This window comes from Nostoc sp. UIC 10630 (genome assembly GCF_010747425.1).
Classification (GTDB): domain Bacteria; phylum Cyanobacteriota; class Cyanobacteriia; order Cyanobacteriales; family Nostocaceae; genus Nostoc.
This window is the reverse complement of sequence record NZ_JAAGOG010000082.1, coordinates 13,844-31,889: the sequence shown is the minus strand read 5'-3', so window position 1 is coordinate 31,889 and position 18,046 is coordinate 13,844. Positions and strand designations below refer to the sequence as shown.

General features: G+C 42.6%; 17 protein-coding genes, 1 pseudogene and 1 riboswitch. Of the genes and pseudogenes, 9 read left to right on the top strand and 9 right to left on the bottom strand.

Annotated features, from left to right (window positions below):
- Window positions 1-78: 78 nt before the first annotated feature.
- From G1O98_RS19400 to G1O98_RS19390, 3 genes and pseudogenes are all read right to left on the bottom strand, one after another.
- Window positions 79-348, bottom strand: a pseudogene (locus G1O98_RS19400) (restriction endonuclease subunit R); the annotation flags it as partial.
- Window positions 349-552: 204 nt separating this feature from the next.
- On the bottom strand, window positions 553-1,032 hold the full coding sequence (gene bcp / locus G1O98_RS19395) for a thioredoxin-dependent thiol peroxidase (RefSeq protein ID WP_163930695.1): 480 nt from the start codon (window positions 1,030-1,032) through the stop codon (window positions 553-555).
- Between the two features lie 151 nt (window positions 1,033-1,183).
- A complete protein-coding gene (locus G1O98_RS19390; protein ID WP_163930693.1) occupies window positions 1,184-3,034 on the bottom strand; it encodes a serine/threonine-protein kinase in 1,851 nt (616 codons plus the stop codon).
- Between the two features lie 236 nt (window positions 3,035-3,270).
- On the opposite strand from G1O98_RS19390, the gene G1O98_RS19385 reads away from it, so the two are divergent.
- From G1O98_RS19385 to arsH, 9 genes are all read left to right on the top strand, one after another.
- Window positions 3,271-4,167 carry an FAD-binding domain-containing protein gene (locus G1O98_RS19385; RefSeq protein WP_163930691.1) on the top strand — a complete coding sequence of 299 codons (897 nt, stop codon included), beginning with the start codon at window positions 3,271-3,273 and terminating at the stop codon, window positions 4,165-4,167.
- A gap of 34 nt (window positions 4,168-4,201) precedes the next feature.
- Entirely contained in the window at window positions 4,202-4,618 is a 417-nt protein-coding gene (locus G1O98_RS19380) for a hypothetical protein (protein WP_163930689.1), read from the top strand.
- An 87-nt stretch (window positions 4,619-4,705) separates the two neighbouring features.
- A riboswitch (cobalamin riboswitch) is annotated at window positions 4,706-4,813 on the top strand.
- A complete protein-coding gene (gene cobG, locus G1O98_RS19375; RefSeq protein ID WP_163930687.1) occupies window positions 4,771-6,327 on the top strand; it encodes a precorrin-3B synthase in 1,557 nt (518 codons plus the stop codon). Its footprint overlaps the riboswitch before it by 43 nt.
- A gap of 55 nt (window positions 6,328-6,382) precedes the next feature.
- A complete protein-coding gene (locus G1O98_RS19370; RefSeq protein WP_163930684.1) occupies window positions 6,383-7,009 on the top strand; it encodes a precorrin-8X methylmutase in 627 nt (208 codons plus the stop codon).
- Complete coding sequence (locus tag G1O98_RS19365) at window positions 7,009-7,716, top strand: precorrin-2 C(20)-methyltransferase (protein WP_163930682.1); 708 nt, start codon at window positions 7,009-7,011, stop codon at window positions 7,714-7,716. Before G1O98_RS19370 ends, G1O98_RS19365 begins: the two co-directional genes overlap by 1 nt.
- Before the next feature lie 227 nt (window positions 7,717-7,943).
- Complete coding sequence (locus G1O98_RS19360) at window positions 7,944-8,270, top strand: metalloregulator ArsR/SmtB family transcription factor (protein WP_163930680.1); 327 nt, start codon at window positions 7,944-7,946, stop codon at window positions 8,268-8,270.
- A 196-nt stretch (window positions 8,271-8,466) separates the two neighbouring features.
- Window positions 8,467-9,528, top strand: a complete 1,062-nt coding sequence (gene arsB / locus G1O98_RS19355) for an ACR3 family arsenite efflux transporter (protein WP_163930679.1) — start codon at window positions 8,467-8,469, stop codon at window positions 9,526-9,528.
- Window positions 9,529-9,564: 36 nt separating this feature from the next.
- Window positions 9,565-9,978, top strand: a complete 414-nt coding sequence (gene arsC, locus G1O98_RS19350) for an arsenate reductase, glutathione/glutaredoxin type (RefSeq protein ID WP_163930676.1) — start codon at window positions 9,565-9,567, stop codon at window positions 9,976-9,978.
- A 183-nt stretch (window positions 9,979-10,161) separates the two neighbouring features.
- Entirely contained in the window at window positions 10,162-10,827 is a 666-nt protein-coding gene (arsH, locus tag G1O98_RS19345) for an arsenical resistance protein ArsH (protein WP_163930674.1), read from the top strand.
- Window positions 10,828-10,898: 71 nt separating this feature from the next.
- Here arsH and G1O98_RS19340 read toward each other — a convergent pair whose 3' ends face one another.
- The 6 genes from G1O98_RS19340 to G1O98_RS19315 form a co-directional block, all read right to left on the bottom strand.
- Complete coding sequence (locus tag G1O98_RS19340; RefSeq protein ID WP_163930672.1) at window positions 10,899-11,585, bottom strand: PHP domain-containing protein; 687 nt, start codon at window positions 11,583-11,585, stop codon at window positions 10,899-10,901.
- A 486-nt stretch (window positions 11,586-12,071) separates the two neighbouring features.
- Window positions 12,072-13,208 carry an AIR synthase related protein gene (locus tag G1O98_RS19335; RefSeq protein ID WP_163930670.1) on the bottom strand — a complete coding sequence of 379 codons (1,137 nt, stop codon included), beginning with the start codon at window positions 13,206-13,208 and terminating at the stop codon, window positions 12,072-12,074.
- Window positions 13,209-13,295: 87 nt separating this feature from the next.
- On the bottom strand, window positions 13,296-13,502 hold the full coding sequence (locus G1O98_RS19330; protein ID WP_114084819.1) for a hypothetical protein: 207 nt from the start codon (window positions 13,500-13,502) through the stop codon (window positions 13,296-13,298).
- A 436-nt stretch (window positions 13,503-13,938) separates the two neighbouring features.
- Window positions 13,939-14,541, bottom strand: a complete 603-nt coding sequence (locus G1O98_RS19325; RefSeq protein ID WP_163930668.1) for a superoxide dismutase — start codon at window positions 14,539-14,541, stop codon at window positions 13,939-13,941.
- A gap of 489 nt (window positions 14,542-15,030) precedes the next feature.
- Complete coding sequence (locus G1O98_RS19320; RefSeq protein ID WP_163930666.1) at window positions 15,031-16,638, bottom strand: bifunctional pantoate--beta-alanine ligase/(d)CMP kinase; 1,608 nt, start codon at window positions 16,636-16,638, stop codon at window positions 15,031-15,033.
- Between the two features lie 185 nt (window positions 16,639-16,823).
- Window positions 16,824-17,933, bottom strand: a complete 1,110-nt coding sequence (locus G1O98_RS19315; protein ID WP_163930664.1) for a septal ring lytic transglycosylase RlpA family protein — start codon at window positions 17,931-17,933, stop codon at window positions 16,824-16,826.
- Between the last annotated feature and the right edge of the window lie 113 nt (window positions 17,934-18,046).

The following is an 18,046-nucleotide window of genomic DNA, read 5'->3' as shown; positions in this document are numbered from 1 at the left end:
CCATTGCCCTGCTTACCTTCCAGAGTTTTTTCTTTTAATCCTTTTATTCAGAATACTCGGAAAGTGACAGAAGAGGGTTATATAAAAAGGCTCGTCATAAAAACCAGCTAAATTAAGTAAAGGAGATAAAACTACTAATTTTACCGTTTCTTCTGACAAAGGAGTATGCTTGACTAAACGGAGGAAATGAAGTTTCACTCTGTCTAAATCTTGCTTTTCTAAATCTGTAATTTTCGGTAAATTTTCAAACCATTCTGTGAAGAATGCCTCATCTTCGGCTTGCTGTAAACTAAATTTTTTCTCCAAATAAGCAAGCCCAACATTTTGTGCTTGGGTAAATTGAACCATAATTTATGCAACTCTACATAATACTATCTAACTAAACAAAACCTACTTTTGTTTGGCATAACGTTAACAATTCTTGTTCTGAAGAGACTCTTTGACTTGAATCATAGACAACACAGACCATTTTTTGGCAAACTTACACGCAAATAGCCATAGTTCCTCACTTATTGAAGTTTTGCTGACATTTATTAAGACTCACTGAGAATTTTACGTGGCTGCTAATTCCTGTAATTTAGTTAAAACTGCCTGAGCATGACCTTTGGCTTTTACGTTCGGCCAAGTATAGGCAATAATTTTATCAGGTGAAATGAGAAAAGTTGAACGAGCAACACCCATATATTCTTTTCCCATAAATTTTTTTAAGCGCCAAGCACCGTAGGCTTCTGTCAAAATATGTTCTGGGTCACTCAAGAGGGTGATTGACAAGTTATGTTTGCTGATAAATTTACAATGGGATTTACCCAAATCTGGACTCACGCCTAAGATTTTCGCTCCCAGTGCGCTGAAGTCTTGATACAACTCGGTGAAATCTTTCGCTTCGGTGGTACAACCGGGTGTGTCATCTTTGGGGTAGAAGTAGAGGATAACCCACTGACTGCTGAGGTCGTCAAGAGTGACTGAATTGCCATTTTGGTCAGGTGTGGAAAAATCTGGCGCTGGTTGTCCGATTTGGGGAATGTTGGTCATGATGGGTGTGAGAGATTGCGTAGGCGTAGCTAGTCGTAGACATCGCTTTAGAATTGTACATATATTGAGCAAGTAATCTGATTTACTCATGTGATGAATTTATCGGCAGTGTTCAGATTGTCGTCAATAGAGCTGTGTTCTTAGTTTGAAGCTATTGTATTCGCCACACTTTGATTGTAGAGTCCCGACTACCGCTAACTAGGGTTTGTCCGTCTGGGCTAAATACCAAAGATGTAACAGCATCTGAATGCCCAGTGAGAGTATAAATTTCTTCACCAGTGCTTAAATTCCAAAGTTTAATTTTTTCGTCACTACTCCCACTAACTAAAGCCTGCCCATCTGGACTTATTGCCACAGAATTGACAGCATCTAAATGCCCAGTAAGAGTAAAATTTTCTTCTTTTGAGTTCATATTCCATATCTTAATAGTTCTGTCATTGCTGCCGCTAACCACAGTATTTCCATCTGGACTGATTGCTACAGAATTTACAGCATGTAAATGCCCAGTGAGAGTACAAATTGACCATATCTTGATACTTTTGTTTTCACTACCGCTAACAAGGGTTTTACCATCTGGACTAATTGCTATAGTAAATACTGGACCTGAATGTATGTTAAGAGTGCGAACTAACTCGTTATTATTTAGATTCCATACCTTAATATCACTACTGCTGCTGAACAAGGTTTGACCATCTGGACTAATAACTAGAGCAAAAACTTGGTATGAATTCTCAGCAAAAGTATGAATTTCTTCGCCTGTAGTTATATTCCATGCTTGTATTATACCTTTGCTACTACCACTAAATAAAGTATGCCCATCTGGACTAATTACCAGACATTTAGCTATGTCCTGAACTAGAGTAATAGTAAAAATTTCATTTCCATTCTTAAGGTTCCACACTTTAATTGTCATGTCATTACTGGCACTAATTAAAGTCTGTCCATCTGGGCTAATGGCTATTGAATTAATCCAGCCAGAGTGACCAGAGTACCAACTTCCAAGAGTGTATTCTAGAAAAATTCTTGGTTTATTGATTGTAGATATCTGGTTATACGACTTCGACTGATATAACTTGGGAGGACATAAAGTCTCAGAAATTTCTGCTAAATTTTGTAAAATTACCTGAGTATCGGCTGGGCGCTTATTAATTGGACGTGCCATCAGTTTATCTATCAAATCTGCTAGCGAGGCAGAAATTTTAGAGGCTTTTTGTCGCCAATCCTTTAACTCATCTGTGTATATATCATGGTTATATTGATCGCACAGGTCAAAAGGATGTATTCCTGTTATAAGATGGACAAAAGTACGACCCAAGGCAAAGAAATCTGACTGAGGAATGGCACTTCCAGTAGCTTGCTCTAAAGGTGAATAACCATCACTAACTGCTCTCGTACCCTGTCCAGCCAATTTTTTTTGTTCGTATGTTTCACTATTTACCCTTGCAATACCAAAGTCGATTAACACCAATTGTCCATTCGGCTTAAGCATGATGTTAGACGGTTTAATATCTCGATGAATCAACTGCTGTTTATGTACTTCATCCAATGTATTTACCAGTTGGATTAACCAATCAACTGCTAGCTTTTCACTAATGGGGCGACTGTCTCTTTTTTGTAGCCACTCATGCAAATTCTCTCCCTCAATTTTCTCCATTACTAAACAATGCATCGGCTGTTGAATATTTGTAGGAAAAAAGGTGAAAGATTCTTCCCCTTGTGGAATACCTGGATGATTAAGCTTACTTAAAACCTCAGCTTCTCGCTGAAATTGTTCTACAGCCTTAGCATCGTTTTTCTTCTCTTCCTTAAGAACTTTTAAAACTTTGAGTATACTACTGCGATCTCTAACTTCATAAATGTCGCCGTAGCCACCTTTATCACTCAGTAAACGAGTTACCCGATAGCGTCCTTCTAATAGCAATTCAGAGCCACAACTTTGACAGCGCAGTAGATTATTAGGGTTGTCAGTATTTTGGCAGTTAGGATTGATGCACAGGCTCATCGTTTCTAAAAGTGACAGATTTATCTAATATTTTAGCTTTACTTACTGATAGCCTGGATAAAAACAGTATCATATCGATGTCTGAGTTGGGCTATGCCTATGAACTGATTCATCTTTGCTTACCATAAAAAAAGTTCTCTCATAAGGTTGAGAGCGATCGCTTATATTTATTCGCGATAATAATGACTTAACCTACAAGTATTTTTGTTTATCTATTCTTACCCTTCAAAGTTCACATGGCTAAAGATATGCAACGCGAATTTACCAACCGCGATGAGTTGGTAGCCTATCTCCGCGAACAATTCCCAGATGCGGCACAACGCGATGACCACATCAGTGAAACTGTGGGAGGACGCAAAGCGGCAGAGAAAGCGCTGCAAAAAATCGATGCAGTAAGCTACGGGCAAACACGTAATTTTTTCACAGGTGCGGTGACACGACTGTCGCCTTATATCCGTTATGGCGTTTTGAGTTTGCGAGAAATTCAAGATTATGTCTTTGACCAGATACAGCAAAAAAACGATGCTACGAAATTAATTAATGAGTTAGGTTGGCGCGACTATTGGCAACGGTTATATGTGAAGTTAGGGGATGAAATCTGGAAAGACCAAGAAGAGTACAAAACTGGTTACACTGTGGCTGAATATTTACCCGAATTGCCGCAAGATATCAGACAAGGAACCACAGGTAGGGTTTGCATCGACAGTTTTAGCCATGATTTAAAAGAAACTGGCTATCTACATAACCACGCCCGAATGTGGCTAGCGGCTTACATTGTCCATTGGCGACGTATTGGTTGGCAAGCAGGAGCCAAGTGGTTTCTTGAACACCTTTTAGATGGTGATCCTGCTAGCAATAATATGTCATGGCAGTGGGTTGCCAGCACCTTTAGTCAGAAACCGTATTTTTTCAATCGTGAGAACTTAGAACGCTACACTGAAGGCGTTTATTGTCAGAAATGTCCGCTTTACGGTCATTGTGATTTTGAAGGCAGCTATGAAGAATTAGAACAGCGACTTTTTCCCAAAGGAGAATTTAGCAAACAAGCCAATAGCCAAAGTTGGCAGCGTGATAAAAAAGGGAAGGGGAGCAGGAGGAGTGGGGGAGGACAAGGGGGACAAGGAAGAGAATAATAACTCTTGACAAATGACAAATGACAAATAACAAATGACTAAACCAATTGTTTGGGTGCATGGAGACTGCCTCAGTCCATACAACCCCGGACTAAAAAAATACCCTGATGCCCCAGCTATCTGGGTTTGGGACGAGGCTTTGATAGATGAATGGCAACTGAGTCTTAAACGCCTCACGTTTATTTACGAATGCTTGCTAGAGTTACCTGTTGTTATTCGTCGTGGCGATGTGGGACAAGAAATTTTGGCTTTTGCGAGAGAACATGATGCGAATTTAGTTGTCACAGCCAACAGTCCCAGTCCCCGGTTTGATGATATCTGCAATCAAATAGAGGGTTCTATAGCAGTGGAAACGTTAGAGGTCGAACCATTTTTTGACTATGATGGCTATATTGACCTGAAACGGTTCTCGCGCTATTGGAAAGTGGCTCAAAATTATGTTTTTGAATAGCTAAATTAGCGATCGCTTTTTCTAGCAACAGACGCAAGATTTTGCGATCGCAACTCTAACTATTAAATTTTCTGACTACCTTCTCGTGCTAAATTATTAAGGCTTGGTGTTGGGAAACTCCGGTGAAATTCCGGGACTGTGCCGCAGCTGTGATGGGATCGCTCAAGTCAGAATGCCAACTCTCAAGATGTCACACTCACCATCTACTCCCTGCGTTGCACGGGGAAGGAGTACCAAGTTTGCTTTCTGGATTTGCCACTTGTCCTGGCTTGTTTTATGCTACACCCGCCGCCGATGGTATATTATCTCGCATTAGAATACCAGGTGGAATTATTAGTAGTCAGCAGTGCCGTGCGATCGCAGATATAGCAGACCAGCATGGTGGTGGCTATGTTGATGTCACTAATCGAGCTAACCTACAAGTCCGCGAAATTCGCACGGGGATCAATAGTGAGGTTTTGCAGCATTTACAGGATATGGGATTGGGTTCTCGCAATTCTGTTGTAGACCACATCCGTAATATTATGACCAGCCCAACTGCTGGTATTGACCCGCAAGAATTAATCGACACTCGTTCTTTTGTCCAAGATTGGGATAATTATATTGCCGCACATCCGGCGCTTTCGGGACTGTCGGCAAAGTTTAGCGTTTGCTTTGATGGTGGTGGAATTATTCGGGTGTGCGATCGCTTGAATGATATCCTATTTGCTGCTGTCTTAGTCGATGCTGATGTTTACTTCCGCCTCTATCTCAGTGTCGGGGCAAAGGGTCAACCGCCCAGCGATACGGGGATTTTGTTAACACCAGAGCAATGTTTACCTGTCTTAGCAGCTTTAACAGAGGTCTATCTAGCTCATAGTAATACTACAAATAATCGTCGGCTACGTCTCTTAGAGTTATTGAATACTTTGGGTTGTGAAAATTATCTCCAAGAAGTTCAGCAGCGTCTACCTTTTTCTCTTTTATGCAGTAACCTAACCCCCCAAACCCATTCCCTGGTAGAGAAGGGGGAGGAATTCTCTAATCTTTTGCAAGGAGAGGGGAAATATCAGCATATTGGCCTCCATACCCAACGTCAGCAAGGCTTATTTTACATTGGTGTCATCTTACCCCTTGGACGGTTGGAGAGTAACCAGATGAAGGGTTTGGCAGATTTAGCAGCAAAATATGGTAGTGGCACTCTTCGGTTAACCCCCTGGCAAAATTTGCTGCTAACAGATATTCCTCAGCAATGGGTTGCTGATGTTCAAAATGAAATTGCTTTCTTAGGATTAGATACCTCAGCAACTAATATCAAGAGTGCGTTAATTGCCTGTTCTGGAAACAAAGGTTGTGCCTCTTCTGCCACGGACACTAAAAGTCATGCGCTGGCATTAGCAGAATATCTTGAAACTCGCGTTACTCTGGATTGCCCAGTTAATATCCACTTTACTGGCTGCGAAAAATCCTGCGCCCAGCATAGCAAGAGTGATATTACTTTGCTCGGTGTCAGCATTGAGGATGGCAATGGAACTGTAGAAGGCTATCACGTTTATGTTGGTGACAGCGAGCATAAATTTGGACGGGAAATATATCAATATGTGACTTTTGCCGAACTACCTGCATTAATAAAGCGGATGCTAGATGTATATAAAATTCAACGCTTGAATCTCGATGAATCCTTCAGGGAATTTAGCAATCGATGTGCGATCGCTCAATTACAACTGTGATTCAATAAACACTTAGGTTCCCTTCTGCCTGCTAAACTAATCAATCCAAAATCGAATGCCCGACTATATCCGAGATGCCAACGAAATTTACCGTAATTCTTTTGCAATCATCCGGTCAGAAGCAAACCTAGATATGCTGCCACCAGATGTAGCAAAAGTTGCAGTGCGTCTTATTCATGCCTGTGGGATGACGGATATTGTTACTGACTTGGGGTATTCACCAACAGCAGTGCAATCTGCAAGGGCAGCGCTAGCAGCAGGAGCGCCAATTTTATGCGATTGCCGGATGGTTGCTGATGGCGTTACTAGGCGACGGTTATCTGCAAATAATCAAGTTATCTGTACCCTCAACGAGTCGGAAGTCCCAGAAATTGCCCAGCGTCTGGGTACTACAAGATCGGCAGCAGCCTTGGAATTATGGCGATCGCATCTGGAGGGATCGGTAATTGCAATTGGTAATGCACCCACAGCACTATTTAGACTCTTAGAAATGCTCGACGAGGGAGCTAACAAACCTGCGATTATCTTAGGCTTTCCAGTGGGATTTGTTGGTGCAGCCGAATCGAAAGCGGCGCTGGCAGCAGATAGCAGGAATGTACCATTTTTAACATTACATGGTCGGCGCGGTGGAAGTGCGATCGCAGCCGCCGCAGTTAATGCCCTGGCAACGGAGGAAGAATAATGAGCAAAATCAAAGGTCGTCTCTATGGAATTGGTGTAGGCCCTGGCGATCCAGAATTATTGACTCTGAAAGCATTACGGCTATTACGTGCGGCTCCTGTTATAGCCTATCAATCAGCCACAGATAAAGAAAGCATCGCTAGAGCGATCGTGGCGCAATATCTTCCTGGCAATCAAATCGAGGTGTTGTTTCATCTCCCCCGCGCTTTAGAACCAGAAAAGGCCAAGTCTATTTATGACAACGAAATTCAACCAATCGCCGACCATTTAGCCGCAGGTCGAGATGTGGTGGTGCTATGCGAGGGAGATCCATTTTTCTATGGTTCATTCATGTACGTTTTCACGCGGTTATCTGAAGAGTACCCAACAGAAGTTATCCCCGGAGTTTCCTCACTGATGGCTTGTCCGGTAGCTTTGGGTGTACCTTTCACTTACTACACCGATATTCTCACAGTCTTACCCGCCCCATTACCAGCAGAAGAACTGACTACACATTTGTTGATGACTGATGCAGCAGCAATTATGAAGCTAGGTCGCCACTTTACCAAAGTACGAGATATTCTGCATAAATTAGGGTTAGCATCACGGGCAAGATATATTGAGCGGGCATCAACATTACAGCAACGCATCATACCCTTGGATGAAGTTGATCCAGATAAAGTACCCTATTTCTCAATGATTGTGATCCCAACTAAGAATCGACTATAAATACAAGACGCGATTCATCGCGTCTCTACAAGGGGGGATTAAAAAAACGATGCCTGCGGCGGGCTAGGCCTACGCATTCCCATTCTGCAAACAATATTAATTGGCGTAAATGCCGAAAACCGCGTTCGCATAATGACTAACAAGTAGGCATCATTCACGATGCAATGATGCTAATTGCTTTGCAATGATTTAGACTTTACCATAAAGAAATACTTCAAAAAAAATTGATGGCTTCTAATAGCACCTTCACTCCTGATGCGATCGCTGCTGGCTTTCATGCCCTATCCGATCCCCTAAGAATTCAGGTCTTAGAACTCCTACGCTCTCAAGAACTATGCGTGTGCGACCTATGCGACCACCTGGGAACCACTCAGTCTAAACTGTCTTTTCACCTCAAAACCCTGAAAGAAGCGGGTTTGGTTCGCGCTCGTCAAGAAGGGCGCTGGATTTACTACAGCCTCAATCTGCCGCAATTTGTTGCTTTAGAGCAGTATCTAGCAGAATTTCGTCGCTTTAGCCCAATATTACCTATTCGTCCCCCCTGCGAAACTTAAATATTCATCAATTTTTTTTGTAATATTTTGTTTAATTTTAATTTTATAGGCATTGACAAATCAATTTTTTTTGAAATGATGGGTATATACTCTTGATATAACTCACCGAATTTTAGATTTTCAATTTTGGATGTTGGATTGAATAATCTGAAATTCCTGCTTTAAGCTCCTGCATTCATGTATGGGGTTAATTCTAATGAACAAAAAAACTGCAAAACGCCTCTCTTTTATTGACCGCTTTCTAACCTTATGGATTTTTTTAGCAATGGCCATCGGTGTTGGCTTGGGCTATTTCTTTCCTGGAGTAGAAGCGTTTATCAACCAGTTCCAGGTGGGAGCAACCAATATACCAATTGCCATCGGGTTAATTCTGATGATGTACCCGCCCCTAGCCAAGGTGCGATACGAAGAGTTAGGGGATGTATTTCGCAACGGAAAAATTCTTGGTGTATCACTAATTCAGAATTGGATCATTGGGCCAATTTTGATGTTTGCTCTGGCGGCTATTTTCTTACACGGTTATCCAGAATACATGACGGGATTAATTCTGATTGGATTAGCCCGTTGTATTGCAATGGTAGTTGTGTGGAGTGACTTGGCACGAGGCAATACAGAATACACAGCTGGATTGGTTGCCTTCAACAGCATCTTTCAAGTTATCTTTTATAGTCCTTATGCCTGGTTTTTTATCACTGTATTACCGCCACTTTTTGGCTTACAAGGTAGTGTTGTGAATGTCAGCATTGCCGAGATTGCTGAAAGTGTATTTATCTATCTTGGTATTCCCTTTTTAGCTGGATTTTTCACTCGTTACTTCTTAGTAAAGGTGAAAAGTAAGCAGTGGTATCACGAGGAATTTGTGCCTAAAATCAGCCCGATCACGCTGATTGCTCTGTTATTTACAATCGTCGTTATGTTCAGCTTGAAAGGGAATTTGATTGTTCAGATACCCTTAGATGTGGTGAAGATTGCAATTCCGTTGATCGTCTACTTCATCATCATGTTTCTGGTCAGTTTTTACATGGCTTGGCGCGTTAAGACGGACTATTCTAGAGCAGCAAGTGTAGCATTTACATCGGCAGGAAATAATTTTGAACTTGCGATCGCAGTTGCGATCGCAGTGTTTGGGATTAATTCGGGTGTTGCTTTTGCCGCCGTTGTCGGGCCTCTGGTGGAAGTGCCTGTGTTGATTGGTCTTGTTAATGTTGCTTTCTGGTTTGAAAAACGTTATTTCACAACACCGGAATCGAGAGCCTGATAAGTTTAGTCCACAATTATTCCCACGAGTTGAACTATGAAACGTGTAATGTTCGTCTGCAAAAAGAATTCTGCCCGTTCTCAAATGGCGGAAGGCTTTGCTAAAACCCTTGGTAAGGGAAAAATTGAAGTGATTAGCTCTGGATTAGAAGCAAGTCAAGTCAGACCAGAAGCGATCGCCACCATGAGAGAAATTGGTATCGACATTACCGATCAACACTCCAAACCCCTTAGTGATTTCCAAGCACAAGACTTTGATGTAGTGATTTCTTTGTGTGGCTGTGGCGTGAATTTACCGCCAGAGTGGGTTATGCAGGAAGTATTTGAAGATTGGCAATTAGACGATCCAGCAGAACAACCAGAAATTTTTCCTAGAGTCCGCGATGAGATTAAAGAACGGGTGACTCAATTAATTAAGTCTGTGAATAAAGAAATTACACCTGCTCAATAAAGATTGCAACTTCTTCATCTCTCCGTGTCGCGCCAGTTGCTACAAGTCGGGGAACCCGACGACAGTCGCCTCAAGTCGGGAAACCCCCCCCACAGCGCTGTCTCCCCAACGCACTGGCTTCTCTGCGCCTCTGTGGTTCCTTTTATTGGATACTTATTTCTTAAAAATCCCTAAGCAATTACCATGACGACATTTGACCATCCGCCCAGAATTTTGTTTTTGTATGGCTCCCTGCGTGAGCGTTCCTATAGCCGTCTCTTAGCGGAAGAAGCAGCACGCATCATTGAAGAATTTGGGGCAGAAGTGAAGTTTTTCGATCCACGCGAACTGCCAATATATGGTAGCGTACCTGACACCCACCCAAAGGTGCAGGAGTTGCGCCAATTAAGCCTGTGGTCGGAAGGACAGGTATGGTCTAGCCCAGAACTGCACGGTCAGATTTCTGGCATAATGAAAAATCAAATCGACTGGATTCCGCTCAGTATCGGAGCCGTTCGCCCGACCCAAGGCAGAACTTTGGCTGTCATGCAAGTAAGTGGCGGATCTCAGTCTTTTAACGCTGTCAACACATTAAGAATTCTTGGGCGCTGGATGCGAATGTTCACTATCCCCAATCAATCCTCAGTGGCGAAAGCATATCAAGAGTTTAATGAAGACGGCACAATGAAAGATTCACCCTATCGCGATCGCGTTGTAGATGTGATGGAAGAACTTTATAAGTTTTCCTGGCTACTGCGTGACAAAGTTGATTATCTCACAGACCGCTATAGTGAACGTAAAGAAAAAGCTCTCAAAGAGACAATTAAAATAGCTTCTCAATCTCTTGAAATTAACTCTAAAGTAAATTAACTATTGGACATCCAAAAAAAGATAACCTCCTGGCAGATTGAACCAGGAGATTTAAAAAAATTGATTCATCTTTACAAGCGTTGTAGCAGGCTCAAACCGTGAGTGTCAGTACCACAGGTATTGAAAAGAAAGTATTCATCAGCCAACTTTTGCACTTGTTCGGATTCCAATACGCTGGGTTTCCAAGGGTTAGGGTTATTGTAGGCGTAGAAAGTTTCCACACCATCGATTCCCTTTTGGGATGCAGCTGGAATTAAGTCAAAATGCGATCGCTTATAACGGGCTGGATGAGCCAGAACTGCCAATCCCCCAGCTTGATGAATAGCGGCAATCACGTTACTTGCCTGATATTCTTGGCCTGTAGTCGGCCTTCTTTGCAGATAGGGTTTCATGCTAGGGTGTTCTGGAGCAAAAGCGTAAGCCAAAATGTGAACTTCTATATCCAGAAGGTTAGCATTGATTTCTACGCCACTCCACAGGTAAGGAGTTGTTGCACCAGGATTACTCCACTTCCAATCTTCTAACCAAGCAAGGGCCGCTTGATAGCCGATAATGCCATGATGGTCAGTAATCGCTAATCCTTTTAGTCCAATAGCGATCGCCTGCTCCATCAATACACTCGGCTGCAACCTGCCATCCGAGTGGACAGTGTGCATGTGAAAGTTGAATAACCTTGGACAACTGTATGCATCAATGTTCTGGAATACTTGCTTCAAAAGTTCTGCCGAAGCAGTAGTCCGGGCCAAATTTACAGCCATAACCCCCTCTGAATAAAAATATATATTCTTAACACACTAAAACGCCCTATTTACGGATGAGAAATTTCCAACACTGTAAATTAGTGTATTGGTGGCTACTTTCTCAGCTTTTTCAGCAAATTTTTCAATATGTTAAGACTACGTTAGCAAATCTTAACCTCAGTAGTCATGGGTAGTTTGAACTACTTTAAAGGTAAGTAGTAAAAAATATTGCATATAAAATTTTACAAATAAGCCTATATTATTTATGCTAAATAGCTTGTCTTTAAAGGCTTAGGAGAATAATTTTCTCAAATCAGTCTGAGATTTAAATATATATCACGTGTTAAAAAAACAGAAATCTCAGTAATTATGCTAACTTTTATTTCATTTAGTAATGACTACAGTGTAGGCGGAGCCCGCCGCAGGCACCGCATAAGTGAGTTTATAATCGCTCTCCAAAAACTAGCGATGTCTACGACGGGCTATGCCTACGCTTGCGGCTCATTATACTCCCCGCGCAATTCCAAAAGAATCTCCCTTCAACGTCACCCCAAGCGGTTCTATTACCACCTCGCGGCTAAGGGATGCTTCAACCTTGCCGGCAATCACAGCTGTTAGCTGATGTTCTCTTGCGAGAATGACAATCCTTTCTGCATCCTGCTCAGATTCCGTATAGAATGCAAATCCGGCTCCGTAATTGAACACGGAAAGCATCGTCTCTGCCCCGCCCTCAAGATGACCCTCAACAAAAGTAAATATCTCCGGCACTGGGAGCATTGTTTTGATGACGTACCGAAGTGGCTTCACCGACCGCATCAGCTTCTGCCAACCATGACCAGTGATATTTTCCATCGCGGTGGGGCGAATTCCTTCGCCAAGCACCGCCTGTACAAGTGGCGTGTAGAGATAGGATGCTGCATTCATCGCTTCCCAAAACTCCTGCCCACTCGGAAGTTTTGTTCTATAGCCATCAGGAAGAGACTCAGTGAGCTTTCGCAATGGGGTAAACCCGTTTTCATGGGGGCCAGAACTCTCAACAAGAACAATAGTATTTCCGGCATCCAGACGCGAGCTATCAATGGCAGCGACACCAGGCGGCATCACGCCAAAAACCGAACCCGCAATGTCGAGCCGGCCTGGAATCATCTTAGTTTTCAGTTGAGGAGTTTCCCCTGAGAGATAGACACACCCCACTCGTTTGCACCCCTCAACGACTCCATCCAGAAACCCATCAAGGAAAGCGGGGGTAAAGATTGTTTCAGGAGTACTTGATGGCAGATAAAGACCAAGAAGTAGAGTCTGCATCCCTGATGTTGCCGCGTCGTTTGTCAAACACGAGATCATCTTGATACCGATATTCCACCAAAATCGCCGAAGTTCTTCTTCGGAAAGGTCGTCAGGGCGGGTATCGTCTGCCGTTCCTAGTCCTTCAGGGACGAGTGTTAGAGAAAGTTCTGGAGCGCCCGCTTGAATAAATGGAGCGAGGTTGAAGTTGAAAGCGTTAGCACTTGCTCCAAGACCCGACGAGGGGACGGTACCATAGGCATTTGCAAAGGTAAGTGTGCGTTTTGCAGCATCGATGAAGCGTCTTTTTGCGGCATCGAGAGTATCGTAATCGACTTGATCGAGAGCTTGAGCCATCAGGTTGCGTTTTAAGTTAGGAATGGAGATGCGATTAATAGCGTCTGTGCAAGAGTTAAAAGTTAGGAGAAGTCATAACTCCTCACTTTAAAATACCTCATCTTCAATACCACGCCACCATTCACCCAAATTCATCAAGTCTTGGTAAATATCTTCTAATTCTTTGGCGTAGACATCGTTTGTAAGGGTGGCTCGACGCTCTTGCAATTTCTTGAGGCGCAGTTGTACCAATACCCAAGGTTTAGTGATGCTATTCGTTGCTTCTATGTATTGTGCTAGTTCTTTGCTATCCATAATGTTTATATATTTTTCAAAATTACACGCTGTACAAAAGAATCATGTTGTGTATAAGTTAAATATTTGGTTTTAGGTTTTTATTAATTATTCTTTAATAGTAAATAGATCCGCGTTATAAAAGCAATTCATGTAGACGCAAATCGGCTACTCTTACGAGAACGCTTTCAGCGAACCCGCAGGGTATTGCCTTTACAATAAATGGTTTTTTAAACATTCATATTTGGTCTTTTCTGTCAATGCATAAGTCCTAATTTTGACTTTCATGCAACTACTTTTATTCAGACAGTGCCCATCCCACTACTGAAAAACAGAAAAGGGAGAAAATAAAAAGAATTTCTCCCTTTTCTGGTGGACTTTCTGCTTCAACTTTTGCAAATTAACTTATGGAGCAGCTTACTAAGAGGCATCGCACTCAGTTAAAACCAGTAATTAATTAAGCTTTAGCCAAGTTTTCAGCAGCAAAGTCCCAGTTAACCAAGTTATCTAGGAAATTCTTGATGAACGCTGGACGAGCGTTTCTATAGTCAATGTAGTAAGCGTGTTCCCAAACATCCAAGGTTAGGAGTGCCTTCTTACCATGAGCTAGAGGGTTTTCTGCATTTGGTGTTTTGATCACCTTCAGCGTACCACCATCATCAATCAGCCAAGACCAACCACTGCCAAATTGAGTTGCAGCTGCGTTAGAGAACTCTTCCTTGAATTTGTCGAAGCTACCAAAATCTTTATCAATTCTGGCTGCGAGATCGCCAGTGGGTGTGCCGCCACCATTTGGCTTCAAGGAATTCCAGAAGAAGGTGTGGTTCCAAACTTGAGCAGCGTTGTTGAAGATTCCCGCCTTAGAGGAGTCTTGAAAGGAAATTTTAATCACTTCTTCCAGAGACTTATCAGCAAGTTCTGTACCTTCAGTCAGCTTGTTGAGGTTGTCTACATAAGCTTTGTGATGCTTACCATAGTGATACTCGAAAGTTTCAGCTTTCATGCCATTTGGCTCTAAAGCATTCTTGTCGAAGGGTAGCGGGGGCTGTACAAATACCATTGTGTGAAATCCTCTCTTTACCGGTTTCCAGTTTCAAGCTATTGCAGAAGCTTGGAAAATTAACAGCTTTTATTTTTAAGGTTTTATGTCTTTAATGATGGAACATAAAACTTAACATCGTCATTCTACTACCAAAGTGAAGATAAAGTGAAGATGAAAACAAAGTACTTCGCTGATAAGTCAAATCGCTATGAATTCACGGTTATAAATAAAAATGGCTAATATCTCGTAGCGAAAGTCCAATCTGTAATTAGCATTTAGCAATTAAAGCTTTAATACTTCTATCTTTAGTAGGATTAATTGCGATGTGGTAAATCAGTCGAAAGCGAGATGATTTAATACTTAAATAATCTAATAATCTTAAAACTAAGGCTTAATAAATCACTGATGAAATTATCTTATTTTTAAATATTGTTTTGAGGATGGTAAGTGAATAATCACTCACCCACCACCCTTTGAAACTAAAAAGTTAACAGTAAATAGCAGTGATTAGCGCTGAGATAAACGCTGCTGGTAATAGTTAACAATTTGTGCCGTGACTTCAGACACATCCAAACCATCAGTTTGAACTTCAATGGCATCTGCTGCTTTTTGCAAAGGCGAAACTTTGCGTGTGCTATCTTTCCAGTCACGCTCGGCAATATCCCTTTCTAACTGCTCTAAATTGATTGCGGATTGGCCTTGTTTGTTAAAGTCTTCCTGGCGGCGACGGGCGCGTTCACTGACAGAGGCAGTTAAGAAGATTTTGACTTCGGCATCGGGGAAAACGTGAGTACCAATGTCTCGTCCTTCAGCGACTAAACCACCTTTTTTACCCCAGCTTTGTTGTTGTTTAACCAGTGCTTGACGGACAGCGCTTTGGGCTGCGATCGCAGATACAAGAGAAGTTACCTCAATGGTGCGAATTACCTGAGTAACATCAGTACCGTTAATCCAAACCTGCACGGACGATTGTAAATCCTGGGTAGGAGTAAGTTCAATTTTACACAGGTTAGTTAATTCAGCGATTGCACACTCATCATCAATAGCAATCCCCTTTTGCAGTACAAGCCAAGTGACAGCACGGTACATTGCTCCTGTATCTAAATAGACTAAACCCAAGTTTGCTGCCACTTGTCGCGCCACTGTCGATTTTCCAGCCCCGGCTGGGCCATCAATGGCGATGATGGGTTGACGATCGCGCAAGATGATATTGTCAATCAAACGTGTAGAACCAAGACGAGCTGCGATCGCCAACATTCCTTCCTCCTCAACTTTTTCTAAAGACATCAACGTAGTCGGTTCAACTAATTCAATATATTCCACTAAAATTGTGCTGACCATTGCCACTTCTTGCTGTACCACTGCTATCAACTTGTTGCTATTGCGATCGCCTGCAATGAATGCAGCTTCAGCCCGTTGCAAGCCGCGATATAATGCTGCCGCTTGTTCTTTTGCCGTTGCAGTCAAATATTGATTACGAGAACTGAAGGCAAGACCCGACGCTTCCCGCACTGTTGGACAAGCAACAATTTCTACTGGCAAATTTAAGTCAGCTACTAAGCGTTTAATAATTGCCAGTTGCTGACCATCTTTTTGACCAAAGTAGGCACGGTCAGGCTGTACCAAGTTGAAAAGCTTGGTAACAATCGTAGCGACACCTTGAAAATGACCCAGGCGAGAACGACCACACAAGCCTGTCATCATAGCAGATGGGGGTATAACTTGTGTAACCTTTGATTCTTGTATACTCTTCTGGGGAACTGCCATTTCTTCAGGAGTCGGTGCAAAAATGGCATCTACCCCAGCTTGTTCGCAAAGTTTTTGGTCTTGCTCTAAAGTCCGGGGGTAGCGTTGATAATCCTCATTAGGAGCAAATTGCAGGGGATTGACGAAAATACTCACAATCACCGTAGAATTTTCTTGCCGCGCCCGTTGGATCAAGCTTAAATGACCTTGATGCAAATTCCCCATCGTTGGCACTAGACCGACTGCCGTCTGATACCAGCCAGTTATCTCATCTAGTCTGAGATCCTCAGTAACCGCAATCAGCTTGTTTTCTGAGCAGCGTTTAGTTAAATAGCAGCGTAAAGCTGCGACTGTTGTCAGCAGGCGCACAAAAATACCCCTAGTTCTTATCGATCCCTCCCCCGTTAGTTTATATCTGAAACAGAGGTAAGAGTTGATTGAACTAGGGGAATTAAGTGATACGGAACTGGGAATTGGGAATTGGGCATCGGGCATTTAGCATTAGGCATTGGGAAAACCTCTATTGCCTATTGCCTATTGCCTCTTGCCTATAATTATTTTCCCAAAACTTCAATATGTACTGGTGCAACACCACTACCCATCATTCCCAAAATTCGAGCCGCGCCAGCAGATACGTCAATGACTCGACCCCGAATGAATGGGCCTCGGTCATTAATTCGCAGCACTACAGAACGACCGTTGCGGGTATTGGTTACACGCACTTGCGTACCAAAGGGTAAGCTGCGATGAGCAGCAGTCATTGCTTCTGGGTTGAATCTCTGACCGCTTGCAGTCTGAGTACCAGAACCGTCATAGCCGTAATAAGAAGCCATACCTCTCAAAGTGGCTTGCACTACTCCAACGGCAATCTGTTGAGGCAGCTTTGGTATTGAGACTGGTTGACGGACTGGTAAATTAGCAATTTCTTTTAGGGGAGATGCATTGCCTAGTAGCCTCCGCAGGCGATTAGTTGCTTGCAATGCATCTTCTGCCAAATTTTTGGTGGGATTGGTCTGTGCTAATCGTGTAGCTTCGTTGATTTCGACCAATTCTTCGCCATTAATTTTGATTACATAGCGATCGCCATCTTGCCGGGAGGGAGCGCTTTTGTTTTGTGCTTGATTGGCATTAGATTTTTCCCCTGCTTTCCAACTGACGGTAATTTTACTGCCGTCTACACTTTCCCGATTCAACTGGTTGATCTTAGCTGCTACTACACCAGCTATCTGAACCGGGTCATTGTCAGAGGAGCTAATCTGGTTACTCACATCTGTTACGTCGTCAGCATTCAGTGCCTTTGGTGAATTGCTAGCAATAAGGGCGTACTCTTGTACGCCCCCAGTATTTCCAATTGCACTAACTTTTTTAGATTCAAAATTCGTATTTGATACAGAACTCAAAAAGGTGAGAACAGGTATATTTCGGATAAAAAGGGTTGCCGCCTTACGTCCTCTAATGTTGTGAGGATGAATTTCTGTAATCACAGCATCCAAGGTTTGTCTCCCTGCTCTGGATTGGTACTCTCCCACCTTAACCACATCAGGGGCAGGTGATTTTTGGGATGCTAGAGCATTTCCCTTGGTGGTTTGAGTACAACCGACTGAAGGTATGCCCAAAACAGCCATAGACAGGGCAACAATAATCCACAAATGTCTTTGATTCATGCGTCCGTTTTTGAAAGCGACTGTAGAACTTTAAGTTTTATAAATTGCGGGATTTTTCACTCGTGAAAGTGATTTCCCTTCTGAAAAACTCGAACTCGTTCCGTTTTCACTTT

What these genes read in the sequence shown, in the direction of transcription:
- bcp (WP_163930695.1), bottom strand. Translation starts at nt 1,032, where the DNA reads ATGACCAACATTCCCCAAATCGGACAACCAGCGCCAGATTTTTCCACA.
- G1O98_RS19390 (WP_163930693.1), bottom strand. Translation starts at nt 3,034, where the DNA reads ATGAGCCTGTGCATCAATCCTAACTGCCAAAATACTGACAACCCTAAT.
- G1O98_RS19385 (WP_163930691.1), top strand. Translation starts at nt 3,271, where the DNA reads ATGGCTAAAGATATGCAACGCGAATTTACCAACCGCGATGAGTTGGTA.
- G1O98_RS19380 (WP_163930689.1), top strand. Translation starts at nt 4,202, where the DNA reads ATGACTAAACCAATTGTTTGGGTGCATGGAGACTGCCTCAGTCCATAC.
- cobG (WP_163930687.1), top strand. Translation starts at nt 4,771, where the DNA reads ATGGGATCGCTCAAGTCAGAATGCCAACTCTCAAGATGTCACACTCAC.
- G1O98_RS19370 (WP_163930684.1), top strand. Translation starts at nt 6,383, where the DNA reads ATGCCCGACTATATCCGAGATGCCAACGAAATTTACCGTAATTCTTTT.
- G1O98_RS19365 (WP_163930682.1), top strand. Translation starts at nt 7,009, where the DNA reads ATGAGCAAAATCAAAGGTCGTCTCTATGGAATTGGTGTAGGCCCTGGC.
- G1O98_RS19360 (WP_163930680.1), top strand. Translation starts at nt 7,944, where the DNA reads ATGGCTTCTAATAGCACCTTCACTCCTGATGCGATCGCTGCTGGCTTT.
- arsB (WP_163930679.1), top strand. Translation starts at nt 8,467, where the DNA reads ATGAACAAAAAAACTGCAAAACGCCTCTCTTTTATTGACCGCTTTCTA.
- arsC (WP_163930676.1), top strand. Translation starts at nt 9,565, where the DNA reads ATGAAACGTGTAATGTTCGTCTGCAAAAAGAATTCTGCCCGTTCTCAA.
- arsH (WP_163930674.1), top strand. Translation starts at nt 10,162, where the DNA reads ATGACGACATTTGACCATCCGCCCAGAATTTTGTTTTTGTATGGCTCC.
- G1O98_RS19340 (WP_163930672.1), bottom strand. Translation starts at nt 11,585, where the DNA reads ATGGCTGTAAATTTGGCCCGGACTACTGCTTCGGCAGAACTTTTGAAG.
- G1O98_RS19335 (WP_163930670.1), bottom strand. Translation starts at nt 13,208, where the DNA reads ATGGCTCAAGCTCTCGATCAAGTCGATTACGATACTCTCGATGCCGCA.
- G1O98_RS19330 (WP_114084819.1), bottom strand. Translation starts at nt 13,502, where the DNA reads ATGGATAGCAAAGAACTAGCACAATACATAGAAGCAACGAATAGCATC.
- G1O98_RS19325 (WP_163930668.1), bottom strand. Translation starts at nt 14,541, where the DNA reads ATGGTATTTGTACAGCCCCCGCTACCCTTCGACAAGAATGCTTTAGAG.
- G1O98_RS19315 (WP_163930664.1), bottom strand. Translation starts at nt 17,933, where the DNA reads ATGAATCAAAGACATTTGTGGATTATTGTTGCCCTGTCTATGGCTGTT.